General features: G+C 40.0%; 12 protein-coding genes. All 12 read right to left on the bottom strand.

Translation table 11 applies throughout. The annotated features are described in order from the left end of the window. Window positions 1-104: 104 nt before the first annotated feature. The 12 genes from V7137_RS13080 to V7137_RS13025 all read right to left on the bottom strand — a co-directional run bounded on the left by V7137_RS13080 (window position 105) and on the right by V7137_RS13025 (window position 12,907). Window positions 105-1,079 carry a hypothetical protein gene (locus V7137_RS13080; protein WP_335698492.1) on the bottom strand — a complete coding sequence of 325 codons (975 nt, stop codon included), beginning with the start codon at window positions 1,077-1,079 and terminating at the stop codon, window positions 105-107. A 119-nt stretch (window positions 1,080-1,198) separates the two neighbouring features. Beyond that, window positions 1,199-1,576: a Gp49 family protein gene (locus V7137_RS13075; protein WP_218348549.1), complete on the bottom strand. Its 378-nt coding sequence runs from the start codon at window positions 1,574-1,576 to the stop codon at window positions 1,199-1,201. Between the two features lie 1,125 nt (window positions 1,577-2,701). Beyond that, entirely contained in the window at window positions 2,702-3,430 is a 729-nt protein-coding gene (locus V7137_RS13070) for a serine hydrolase (protein WP_335698491.1), read from the bottom strand. Between the two features lie 3 nt (window positions 3,431-3,433). Then, a complete protein-coding gene (locus V7137_RS13065) occupies window positions 3,434-4,438 on the bottom strand; it encodes an ABC transporter ATP-binding protein (RefSeq protein WP_420490123.1) in 1,005 nt (334 codons plus the stop codon). Between the two features lie 2 nt (window positions 4,439-4,440). Next, window positions 4,441-5,355 (bottom strand): C40 family peptidase, encoded by a 915-nt coding sequence (locus tag V7137_RS13060; protein WP_335698490.1) that lies wholly within the window; start codon window positions 5,353-5,355, stop codon window positions 4,441-4,443. Next, complete coding sequence (locus tag V7137_RS13055) at window positions 5,348-6,448, bottom strand: dipeptide epimerase (protein WP_335698489.1); 1,101 nt, start codon at window positions 6,446-6,448, stop codon at window positions 5,348-5,350. The genes V7137_RS13060 and V7137_RS13055 overlap by 8 nt, the downstream gene beginning before the upstream one ends. Window positions 6,449-6,462: 14 nt before the next feature. Beyond that, window positions 6,463-7,386 carry a S66 peptidase family protein gene (locus tag V7137_RS13050; RefSeq protein ID WP_335698488.1) on the bottom strand — a complete coding sequence of 308 codons (924 nt, stop codon included), beginning with the start codon at window positions 7,384-7,386 and terminating at the stop codon, window positions 6,463-6,465. 133 nt (window positions 7,387-7,519) lie between these two features. Next, a complete protein-coding gene (locus V7137_RS13045; RefSeq protein WP_335698487.1) occupies window positions 7,520-9,154 on the bottom strand; it encodes a peptide ABC transporter substrate-binding protein in 1,635 nt (544 codons plus the stop codon). Between the two features lie 26 nt (window positions 9,155-9,180). Further along, window positions 9,181-10,179: an ABC transporter ATP-binding protein gene (locus V7137_RS13040; protein ID WP_335698486.1), complete on the bottom strand. Its 999-nt coding sequence runs from the start codon at window positions 10,177-10,179 to the stop codon at window positions 9,181-9,183. A gap of 4 nt (window positions 10,180-10,183) precedes the next feature. Beyond that, window positions 10,184-11,137: an ABC transporter permease gene (locus tag V7137_RS13035; protein WP_335698485.1), complete on the bottom strand. Its 954-nt coding sequence runs from the start codon at window positions 11,135-11,137 to the stop codon at window positions 10,184-10,186. Next, a complete protein-coding gene (locus tag V7137_RS13030; RefSeq protein WP_335698484.1) occupies window positions 11,137-12,069 on the bottom strand; it encodes an ABC transporter permease in 933 nt (310 codons plus the stop codon). The genes V7137_RS13035 and V7137_RS13030 overlap by 1 nt, the downstream gene beginning before the upstream one ends. 13 nt (window positions 12,070-12,082) lie before the next feature. Continuing rightward, complete coding sequence (locus V7137_RS13025) at window positions 12,083-12,907, bottom strand: M55 family metallopeptidase (RefSeq protein ID WP_335698483.1); 825 nt, start codon at window positions 12,905-12,907, stop codon at window positions 12,083-12,085. Window positions 12,908-13,135: the final 228 nt, after the last annotated feature.

Here is a 13,135-nt window from a genome sequence, read left to right as displayed (position 1 = left end):
AACTGTCAGATGTTCACAGTGCCCGTCTTCCTCAAAAAAGTGCTTGCACGGGAACTGTGAGAAGTTCAATTGATTAGTTTAAAACACAAAAAAACAGTTCCTCCTTAAGAGGAACATCCGCTACCGCAACTGGAACAACTTGAACAGCTAGAACCTCCATCATGACCGCCTCCATGCCCCCCATCCCCGTGACCAGAACCATCCGAGGCAGTCCCGCAAAAAATAGCTGTAGAGCAGCCGCTCGTATAATTTGCCGCTTGGGCAAACGTATACACTTTCGCATAATTCCAATAATCTTCAAAATAAAAATAAGAGAAAAATACCATAACAAATGACAGGTTAGTCATTTCACCATATGTCCGCTGCTTAGTAAATTTCCCTTTTTCGTCCACCTGATACGTTTTTTCGGCCTCACATACTTGCTGCTTCATTTGCCTGACGAGATATTCAATAGTACCTTTATTATCTTCATTAACTTTAAAATATCTATTCATCAACCACTCATTACTTTCTTCCTTGAACTCCTTTAGAACCTTTTTATCTATTGGATAGTTGAAAAAACTTCCCCAAGACTTCCAGCTAAATTCAGTGATGGTAAACAAATGAGAAAACACCCAATCAAAAAATGCTCGTTCTTGTGGTACAGGCGCTGGATTTGTGTTAGGCGTATGATGCAGCATTTTTCCTGCATATCGTTCCGAAAAGGATTGATATCTTTGTGTAAATAGCAACATCGTATGCCAGATTTCATCTACTTCTTCACTAAACATAGGCGTTTCCCTTAATATATTTGTAAGCAAAAAATAACGCTTTAATTCAAAAAGCCGCCATTCAAACTCATCTTCCGTCCGTTTCGGATTTTCTTGAAGAAAACGCTGCTTTACTTGTTCAACATAGTCTACATCCAAAGCGGAATCTAATTTTTCAAGCAAGGGTGCTACTGGAACAAGGGTGAGCATACCCAAATGCTCAGGAATATTTTCTTTCGCTAATTTAGGCCGTCCCTTTACTGCTAGTGCCACTACTCCTGTAACAACTCCAGCTAGCAAAAGAGCAGCAGTTACAACTCCTGTAACCAAATGAATCCCCCCTTATTCCATAATAGTTTATTACGTGTTAAAATTTGTAAAAGTTTCATAAATAATCAAAAAATAACAATACTCCTATTCGAAGTATCGTTATTTTACGTTTACATCTATTAAACTAAGTAGCCTCCCAACGCCACCATGGCCTTCTTCAACGCTTGTTCATAGGCTTTATCCTTTCCAACTACAGTACGAAAATCTGCAACATCTCGTACAGTCGAACGCCCTTCTATTTCATAACCATTATTAAAAATAAGAAGACATATCGTTGATTTCTCACTCATACGATGGAACTTTTTCTCAACGATCATTTCTTCTAATTTACCACGTTTTTCATCCTTAATCGGGTGTGTTCGAGAATAGGGAATGACGATATGGTCATACATATGACGATTCTTACAAGTTACGATAAGGATTTTTTCCCCTTTATGTTCGACTTGATTGATCTCTCCGCATTTTGGACAAATACTATCTATGAACATGCTTACCATTCTCTGCACTCCCTTTACATTATTTATTAATAGAATAAGAAACTTCTATGAATTGAAGTTGTATTACTTTATATATTTGATTTCCACAAAAAAATACCTTCTAATATTGAAGGTACAAAATTTAAATCTTATTTTAATTTCCAATGGCTGAAGCAAAGGTGGGAAATCATTCTGAATACAACTGCGTCTTTAGTGAAACCAGAAAAAAGAGCCGCCGCAGCAACCCATGTTAACACAAGTATCGGTTTGTTCAATTTGCAATACCTTATATTTCATCTATATTTTTAAATGATAATATTGGAATCGATGTTATAGAATACCTTGTATATCCATTCTAGAAACCACTCATGCCCATGCCTGGGGAACCTCCCATGCCCATGCCTGGGGAACCACCCATGCCCATGCCATGAGAACCGCCCATAATACGTTGAGAATCAAATGTCATGTTTTCACCTACTTTCTTTTACATACTATGCATAAAGAAAATAGGGGAGCTTATTTTACAAAAAAAATTAGGCAGACAAACACAGCTCTGACCTTAAACTCAAGCAACAAGTAGTTGAACAAGAAAGTTTAAATCATTCTATAGGGGCTATTTTATTTGAATTTAGAATTTTTATAGATAGGACCACGAGTACATCCCCAAAAACAACACATATAGCTAACCTCGATGCTCCTCTCCAAAATAAAAAAAGTCCTAAAAGGACTCTTAAACGCATGGAATTTGTTCATTTGTATTTATTCAAAATCCTTCAATCTCTATATCTTCTCTATAATAATCTTCATCACTTTCTGTATTTTTAAACCAACTATTTATAAACCAATTAATAATCTTCGAGAACATATTGACCACTCCTTATAGATCATTTTAGATTTAAAAAAATGATTGATCTAACTTTGTTCTATTTCAGAATAGCGATCTAATGTTAAAAAAGTATTAATTAACTCTAAAGTATTTGTTAATTATTGATTAAACATAATTTTATTTTCGAAATAGGCATTTCAGTAAATCTAAGAGAGAACAAGAATGTCTGTTAATGAAACATGATACCTTTTGATAGGTGAAAACTTCGTAATTCTATGATTCTTCCAATAAATAATCATAGATATGCTTACCAATTCTACTTATTTTCTGCTTTCCCACAAATACATCATCAAGTCGGTCATTAAGACCGCTGCATAGGCAGTTTTCCCCTTATGGGTTATCACCGCACAATCATGTTCAACATGAAGAAGACTGCCTGTTTTATTGGCCACAAATACCTTGTCCAGATCCATCATACCTGGAATTCTATCTTGAAATTGCTGATAACTCACTATTTTTAATACAGCCGCTCGGCTCTCCTCAGTTAAATATGACCCTTCATGGATAACTTTCAAACATGTCAACATATCCATAGGACTTGTAATATTATCAAGACCTTTTTTAATAGCCTCAAAGTCCATCATTTTCCGATTAAGTGCGGTGTGTTGAAGTCCCATTTTTTCAAAGGAACTATTAATGGCTTCCATTCCCAATCGATCTATTAGCATGTTGGTGGCTGTATTATCTGAGACCGTAATCATTAGGGTTAAGAGATCCTTCATTGTCAGCTTTGCTTCACGAGAAAATAGCTGCAATACACCAGACCCGCCTACATGATTAGTAATCGATACCAATTGATCCACGTTTAGTTTTCCTATCTCACTCTGACGAAATCCCTCTATTAAAATAGGAACCTTAATCAGACTTGCAGATTGAAATTGGCCTTCGTTATTAACATAAAAACTCTCGGTCCCTATTTCGATAGCCAAACCGATTCGCCCACTGAGGCCACGGAGTTCTTCCTCGATTTTTATCTTTAATTTGTCCATCGCTTACCTCGTGACAGCAACCTGAGAATAATCATGATCACCGGTTTTATTTTTATCATACAAATGACAGGCAATATAATGGCTGTCCTCGACTTCCTGCCAGGCAGGTTTCTCCATGGCGCAAACATCCATGGCTACTGGGCAGCGAGTTCTAAATACACATCCGCTCGGAGGGTTAATTGGGCTTGGAAGCTCCCCTTTTAAAATGATTCGTTCGCGTTTGTCCTCAATATCTGGGTCAGGAATTGGAATGGCTGAGAGCAATGCCTTAGTATATGGATGCAGCGGATTTTTATATAGCTCACTGCTTGTTGTTAATTCGACCAATTGTCCCAAATACATGACACCAATACGGTCACTAATTTGCTTTACCATCGAAAGGTCATGGGCAATAAATAAGTAGGTTAATCCTTTTTCTTTTTGCAGTTTCATCAGCAAATTAACGACCTGTGCCTGAACGGATACATCCAGGGCAGAAATCGGCTCATCAGCAATTATAAAATCAGGGTCGAGGGAAAGAGCCCGGGCGATTCCAATCCGCTGACGCTGTCCGCCGCTAAATTCGTGCGGATAGCGATTGGCATGTTCGCGATTTAAACCGACATCTTCTAATAATTGATAGACCCGATTTAATCGTTCCTGTTTGTTTGGATACAAGCCGTGTACTTCCATCGGCTCAGAAATGATTTCACTTACTGTCGATCTTGGGTTTAATGACGCATATGGATCTTGGAAAATCATTTGCATTTGCCTATGAAAAGCAAAGCGCTCCTTCGAAGTAAAATCATGTATATTTTTCCCTTTAAACACAACCTCACCATCGGTTACGTCATAAAGCCCGATAATAGTTCTGCCTGCTGTGGACTTTCCGCAACCGGATTCTCCAACAATTCCGAATGTCTCGCCTTTATTAATGTGAAAGGTTACTCCATCAACGGCTTTTAAAACTTGATCTTTACCTAAGTTAAAATGCTTTCTAAGATTGTTTACCTGTAATAACTTTTCCATGATTATGCCTCCGTCTCAACCCAGTAGCGCCTTGCAGCACATAATTCACGCTCATATATCGTTCCTTCTAAAGGAATAATTTCCACTGTTTTTCCGGTTTTAGGAGAATGAAGTAATTTTCCATCTCCGTAATAAATTCCAACGTGATGAATCCTCCCTTTTCCTTCTTCATAAGCAAAAAATAATAAATCACCTGGTTCGATTTCTGCTATTTCAACTTTTTTTCCAGCAGCTGCTTGGTCGTGTGCATCGCGAGGAATCACATACCCATTTGCCTTACACATCGCGTAGCTGAACCCTGAGCAATCATAGCCATAGCTACTCATTCCACCCCACAAATAAGGTAAATTTAAAAACTGTTCACCAGCGGATACAATCTCATGGCCATTTCCTCGAACAGGAGAATCAGAGACAACGACATTCTCTAAATCAAGCACGCCAGTCCCATCAGGGATTTTAACGTAAACCTTGCCTTCAGCTTCATATAAAAAAGGTAGGGCTGTTAAATAAGAGAGTTCTAAACTAGATTGATGATTTTCTTTAAACAATTTTCCCTTTCGGCTCGTCACAACCGCTAGAGTGACATCTGCCAAATTCCAGCCATCAGCTGCCTCTACTAACTGAGCCTTAGGAACCCAGCCTGGATAGCCCTGGTCTTCTTTAGATGTTGGCTGACTAGGAATGGTAACATGTGCCCAATCACTATTCTCTTCGATAACCATAACCTCTTCGCCATATAATAACTGCGTTTGAACAAGGTTTTCGTTGCATAATTCAAGCCTTGTTTCATACGTTAAGCCCTCTAACCAAGAATCGATCAACACCGGATTGGTTACTGCATCGTTATCTATTTCTCGTGCTGAATCAAAAGATGTCCATACGGTTGCTACTGGAACATTTACAATCCATCTAGCCAATTAAGACCCCTCCTTCAACGTCAATACTCTTAATCCCTAGGCCAGGAGCCTCAGGCATTGTTATAAATCTACTATTATAGTGAACTCCGCCTTCTACAATTTCCTTTGCTAGCATTAGCGGTGCATCAAAGTCAAAACGATTAATATTTTGCTTACTTGCAGCAAAGTGAGCAGCGGCCGTAATACCAAGACGGGTTTCAATCATACTGCCGACCATACACTCGACTCCGCATGTTTCAGCTAGATGGTTGATGATTTGAGCTTGATAGATCCCACCAGCCTTCATCAGCTTAATATTAATCAAATCGGCACTTCTCGTTTTTAATACTTGAAAGGCCTGCTTCGGTGTAAACACACTTTCATCAGCCATAATGAGTGTGTCGACTGCGTCCGTTACCTGCTTCAGACCTTCAATATCGTCTGCTTTTACTGGCTGTTCTACTAGTTCAATCCGCAAATCACTATCTTCCATCTTACGAATAGCGCGGATTGCATCCTTCGCTGTCCAACCCTGATTCGCATCCAGGCGAATTTTAATATCCTTCCCTACCCGCCTTCTAATCTCCTGGATTCGTTCAATATCGGAAGCAATATCATCTTTCCCTACCTTTACTTTAAGGACATTAAATCCCTTTTGGATATAGGAAACGGCATCCTCGCCCATTTCCTCTGGTCCATTCACGCTTACGGTAAAATCTGTTTCCATTTCCTTTTTATGACCGCCAAGAAATTGATAGAGTGGCAGTTTACAAAGCTGGGATAAACAATCATAAATGGCCATATCAATGGCAGCCTTTGGGCTTGGATTTCCAACCAATAGCGTCTTTAGGGCCTGAAAAATCACCTCATATTGTAAAAGGCTTTTCTTATGTAAAAATGGCTTGATCACATGGTGGATCGCCGTTTCAATACTCGAAAGGCTATCCCCCGTAATAACAACAGTAGGAGGTGCTTCACCCCATCCCACGATGCCATTATCGCAGGTAATTTTCACAAAAATTGATTCCGCTGTCGTCACAGTTCGAAGTGCCGTCTTAAAAGGTTTTATTAATGGAACAGCAACTCGGAATGTTTCAATTTGCTCAATAATCATGGGTTAATCATCCTTTACAAGATGCCGCTATCGACAATTAATTTTTTTTCATAAGTATTCATTGAAGCTTGTACCCCTAATGGAATAGCAATATGAGGATTACAATGTCCCATCATAAATCCCTTTACTGCCGGCTTATTTGCGAGTTGAACATAATGAGCGATAACTTCGTCGAGCGATAACGAAAGATTCCTATTTGGGGTACAATCACAAAAGTCTCCAATTAGAATGCCGTTAGCATCTCTGAATTTACCAGCCATATAAAGCTGATTAAGCATCCGGTCAACGGACCGCGGTTCTTCATTCACATCCTCGATGAGCAGCAGCCTATCCTTCGTATCTATTTCATAAGCTGTACCAAGAGTGCTGACTAGAAGAGACAAATTCCCACCCACGATTTCCCCAGTTGCCACACCATCCACTAGAACTTCTAAAGGAGAAATCTGTTCCGTATAGACTAGGGAAGTGGGTTCGAATAATTGCAAAAATCCTTCTTTTGACAATAGGTGTGAGTCCTCTTTCCCAATATCTGATGCGAGCATCGGCCCATGAAAGGTAACTAGCCCCGATTGTTGCCGTATGGTTGTATGTAAAAAAGTAATATCACTATAACCCCAAAAAATTTTGGGATTGTTCTTAATTAGTTCATAGTCAATTTGCTCGGCAATTCTTCCTGTTCCATAACCGCCACAGGCACAAAATACAGCCTTAACCTCGGGATCGGTGAACATTTCATGGAAATCTTCCAGTCTATCTTGATCGGAGCCTGCTAAATAGCCATTTACTTGGGAAACATGTTTTCCAACTTTGACCTTTAGTCCTAAATCCTTCAAAAAAGCGATTCCATGTTCTAGATTTTCTTGATTGGGAGGGCTTGCTGGGGCAATTACACCAACGGTATCTCCCTTTATTAGCCGATTTGGCTTTACTGCGTTCATTTAAAAATCCCCCTTTTCGACACCATCTATAAGTCTATGTTTCTAGGGTAAAAGGGATGTTCGTTTGAACATCCCTTTTATTTTAAAAATACAAGATGATAAGCGAAGGAGCTATTCTAGGCGCTTTCGCTTTTTATTTTTTATCTGCCCATTTGAATTCTAAATATCCGACTGGGTGACGAACAACACCGGTAACATCCTTATTTTGTAAATAAACTTGGTTATAGAAGTGAATTGGAATAATGGGTGCTGCATCAAATAATACTTGTTCTGCCTTGTGCATCATTTCAAAACGTTTCTTCTCATCTTTTTCATTTTTTGCATCTTTGATTAATTGGTCAAATTCAGTATTGCTCCATCCTGTCCGGTTCATTGGTGATCCAGTAATAAAGTTTTCCAGGAAGTTGATTGGGTCCGCATAATCAGCTAGGAATGAGCTCCGTGATAGCTGGAACTTTAATGCTTTTTGATCGGTTGCAAAGACGCTGCTTTCCATATTAGCAAGCTTCACGTTCACACCTAAATTTTCTTTAAACATTTGCTGAAGGGCTTCAGCAATTTTCTTGTGTTCATCGCTTGTGCTATAGGTAAGGGTTACTTCCGGAAGTTTCGTATATTTTTCCTCTTCCATTCCCTTTTTCAACAGTTCTTTTGCCTTCTCAATATCAGTTTTAATGAGGTCACCGCTTGTTTTACGGAAGTCCTCACCTGCTGGATCCTTAAATCCGTAGGAGACAAAACCATAAGCTGGTTTTTCTTTATTTTTTGTTACAAGGTCAACCATTTGCTTTTGGTTAACCGCCAAAGCAAATGCCTTGCGGATATTCTCGTTTTGGAAAGGTTCTTTTGTAAGATTAAAGCGGTAGAAATACTCACCCGCTTGATCTTCTACCTTCACGTCCCCTTCTTTAAATAACTTTTCAGCTAATTCAGACGGAACATCCGATGAATCAAGCTCACCTGTAGTGTACATTTGATATTCAGTATTTTCGTCATCAACCATAGCCCAATGGATTTTATCTAATTTAACATTTTTCGCATCCCAATATTTTTGATTCTTTGTAAAAGTGAAGTCACTATCATGGTTCCACTCAGTTAAATTGAAGGGTCCATTACCCACGAATGAACTTGCTTCAGCAAACCATTTTGGATTTGCTGTTGCTACTTTTTCATTGATTGGGAAGAAGGCAGGATTTGCAATAACACTTAAGAAGTAAGCCTGCGGGCTTGTTAATGTTACTTCAAACGTCTTGGTATCGACCGCTTTTACCTTCACTGCATCAGCTGTCCCTTTTCCAGTGTTGAATGCTTCTCCACCCTCGATGAAATAGCCTAAGAATGCTGCCGAAGATCCTGTTTTTGGATCTAAAAGGCGTTTCCATGCAAATACAAAGTCACCAGCTGTTAGGTCGTCGCCATTCGACCATTTTGCATCCTCACGAATATGGAAGGTATAGGTTTTTCCATCCGAAGATACATCCCAGTCTTTAGCTGTGGCAGCTGCAGGTTGATGGCTCTGATCTAGACGAGTTAGCCCCTCCATAAGATTGTTCAATGCATTCCAAGATACCGCATCAAAGCCAATTGGCGGGTCAAAGGAGGTAGGTTCTTGTCCATTATTCCAATTTACAATTTTTTCTACTTTTTCGTTTGACTTTCCTTTTCCATCATCCTTTTTTGGCTCACTTCCAGCATCTTTATTTGCTGTACAAGCTACTAAAGCAAATACAAGCAAAGAAGTTACCAACATTGTCATAAACTTTTTCATGTTTTTCCCCCTCAGTTTTTTTATATTTATACAAATGTTGAAACCAATTTTTTAGCCCGTTCGTCCAGCAGCCAGCAATCAACCTGATGATTGCTGCTAAGCTGTGTTTTAAACGGGTACGCCTTATCACAAACTTCCATCGCATAGGGACATCTTGCTGAAAAAGCGCATCCAACCGGCGGGGAAAATAAATCTGGCGGTGTTCCTGGTATCGGAACAAGTTCTTCCTTCTCCATGTCCAGTCGTGGTACGGACTGAAGTAATCCCTTCGTATATGGATGCTGCGGTTGATAAAAAATTTCCCGCCTAGTCCCTACTTCAACGATTTTCCCTGCATACATGACCGCAACTCGGTCAGCAACCTGTGCTACTACACCCAAATCATGGGTGATAAGAATAATGGATACCCCTGTTTTCTTTTGGATATCTCTAAACAACTCCAAAATCTGAGCTTGTATGGTAACATCAAGTGCTGTTGTCGGTTCATCGGCAATTAATACATCTGGTTGGCAGACAAGCGCCATGGCAATCACAATTCGTTGCCGCATTCCACCGCTAAACTGATGAGGATATTGTTTTAAGCGTTGTTCAGGACTAGGAATTCCCACAAGTGTAAGCATCTCAATAGCCGTTTTTTTTGCCTGGTCTCGTGATATCTTTTCGTGTTGGATAATTCCTTCCATGATTTGCTCACCAATCGTCATGGTTGGATTTAACGCGGTCATCGGATCTTGAAAGATCATCGATATATTGGCACCACGGAGTTTCCGCAGTTCCGGTTCTTTTAATTTAATTAAATCCATGCCTTTGAATAGGACTTCTCCGCCCGTTATTCTTCCGGGAGGACTGGGAATAAGCCTCATTATGCTTTGAGAAGTGACACTTTTCCCACAGCCCGATTCCCCAACAATCGCTAACGTTTCACCTTTATGTAAATCAAAACTGACACCGCGAACGGCATTTACTTCACCGCCATAAGTTGAAAAGGATACTTGTAAATTGTTAACTTGAAGTATTATTTCCATGATGCTACCTCCTCAGTTTTGGATCAAGGGCATCCTGCAATCCATCACCTAAAACATTAAACGCAAACATTGTTAATGAAATGAACAATGTTGGAAAGAACAAACGCCACCAGTATCCCGAGAGAATAGTAGATAAGCCATCGTTAGCCATTACCCCCCAGCTTGCATGCGGTGCCTGGATTCCGAGACCGATAAAGCTTAAAAACGCTTCTGCAAAAATAGCAGATGGAATCGTAAGCGTCATTTGAACAATGATAGGGCCCATTGTATTTGGCAGCAGATTTTTACGGATGATCCGTGCCGTTTTCGTACCAAATGTTTTCGATGCTAGAACAAATTCATAGTTTTTAATTTGCAAGACTTGACCACGTACTATTCTTGCCATCCCAACCCAGCCGGTAATGGACAATGCTAGAATAATAGTTGTTAACCCCGGTCCAATAACGACCATGACTAAAATGACAACTAGTAAATATGGAAGGCCATAGAGGATTTCCACAAATCTCATCATCAGGTTATCGGTTCGGCCTCCTTTGTATCCGGAAAAACCTCCATAAATAACACCAACGACAAAGTCAATAAGGGCAGCCATCAATCCAACAAATAATGATATTCGAGCACCATAACATGTTCTTGTAAACACATCTCGCCCTAAATCATCCGTTCCAAACCAATATTGACTTGATGGAGGCAAATTCTGCAGTGTTAACGATTGTTTTTCCACCGAATGTGGTGAAATCATTGGTCCGAAAATGGCCAATAATGCTAGGAAGGCTAAGAAAACTAAGCCTGCCATCGCCAATTTATTTTTTAGCAGCCTTAGCCAAGAATCCTTCCAGTATGACAAGCTCGGTCGTATGACTGCTTCTGCCTCTGTTTGATTTCGTACTTTAGGAACAAACCATTCATCTGGAACCTCTGGCGAAATATTTCGTTCTTCATGTTTCCGTAGTTCCATTATTTCGCCTCCTTTTTATGGAGCTTTATTCGAGGATCTAATACCCCATAGGCAAGATCGACTATTAACAGCATCAAAATCAAAATGGCGCTATAAAAGACGGTCGTGCCCATAATGACTGGATAATCTCGAGTATTGATACTGTCAACAAAATATTTTCCCATCCCGGGAATCGCGAATATTTTTTCAATAACAAACGTGCCGGTTAAGATACTGGCAGCTAATGAACCCAATACGGTAACAACCGGCAGTAAGGCATTTCTCAAGGCATGCTTGAAGACAATCTTTACCGGGGACAATCCCTTTGCTTTTGCTGTTTTTATGTAATCCTGTGTTAATACTTCAAGCATACTTGTGCGAGTTAAGCGGGCGATAATCGCCATTGGTCCTGTAGCTAAGGCCAAAATCGGCAATACCATATGTTTTGGGCTTGACCATGTAGCAACTGGAAATAACGGGAATCTTACCGCAAGTTCCTCAATCAAGAAAGTAGCCATTACAAAGTTCGGGATCGAAATTCCTAGTACCGCGATACTCATCGCTGCATAGTCGATGCTTCCGTTATGTCGAAGGGCAGCAAGTACACCGAGTAATATCCCCGAAAAAATGGCAACTAGGAGTGTATAAAATCCAAGTTCAAACGATACCGGAAATCCTCTTCCCAGCATGTCGTTAACGGTCTGTGATGATTTTTTAATGGAAGGGCCCAGGTCTAATTTAACAAGTGCAGCTAAGTAATTACCATATTGGACTATAAGTGGCTGATCTAAATGGTAATAAGCTTCAAGGTTCTTTTGAACCGCTTCATTCGTAGTTCTTTCCTCATTAAATGGGGATCCTGGTACCGAATGCATTAAGAAAAATGTGGCAGTAATGATGAGCCATAACGTGATAATCATTGCTGCAAAACGTTTAATGAAATATGTATTCATGCTTGTCCACTTCCTAACAGAATGTTGTTCTCATCGCCAATTCCGTCATTACTAGCATTGCTTGGTATGCTTCCAAAATGTCCTTCGCTTGAAAACGAACAATGGTCGTTTCTGGGACTATTTCTGTGCCCGGCATTAGGTTTGCCCATTCCGCTTCCCCATAGTTGGTAAATTCAATCGCTAGAAGTGGTCTATCCGGCGGTGTAAGCGGTTTCACTCCCCCTCTATGGTTTAGTGCTACAGCCGTTTTTTCGCGGAGTAGTTGTCCCGCTTTTACCGGTGTCAACGATTTGACGGCAGACCTTGAGATGGATTCTTTTACAATTGCGGTTGTCACACCCGGGATTAACTGCTCTGCCTCAAAAGCCGCACGATCATCACCTGCTACCATCAATAAAGGTACATCGTAATATCCTGCGACATAGGCGTTAAATCCCAGTTCACCTACCGCTACATCATTTATGTACATATTTCGAACGCCAAAGATCATTGAATGGGACATCACTCCCTTTAATGCGGCGCGAGCATGATAGCCAACAAATGCCGCCCCTGTAAAGGAGTTATCTAAGCCTTGGACCATTGAAAATGGTTTCACATCACCTGTTATCAATTGCGTCTCAGGGTGGAGCCTCTCAATTAATAGATTATTCATTTTAGAATGGCTGTCGTTTACGACTACTTCCTTACATCCTGAATCAAAAGCAGCTGTTATGACATGATTCGCTTCATCCGTCATAATAATGCGGCTACGCTCATAGTTATGCTTGCCAGAATCAACTTGGGTATGATCAACCATCCCAGTGATCCCTTCCATGTCGACGGAAATATATAACTTCATCACAAAACCCCTTTCTATTAATTTATAATTTTCTTACTATTATTATAATTTATTTTTCCTTCGTTTTACTAACTTCTCAAAAAACACTACTAAAGTACCATATTTTTCCTCGGAATTAATCGAAGATTGATTTTTGGATAAAAATATCTATGAACAAAGTTGTATTCCTTTATAAAAAGGCTCTGTTAAACTTGCCTGTTGATTTCCGCTCCAAGCGCTTCGCTTTCC

The sequence above is a fragment of the Neobacillus drentensis genome, assembly GCF_036962765.1.
Lineage (GTDB): Bacteria > Bacillota > Bacilli > Bacillales > Cytobacillaceae > Neobacillus > Neobacillus drentensis_C.
The sequence above is the reverse complement of the archived record's forward strand: the minus strand, read 5'-3'. Positions and strand labels throughout refer to the sequence as shown.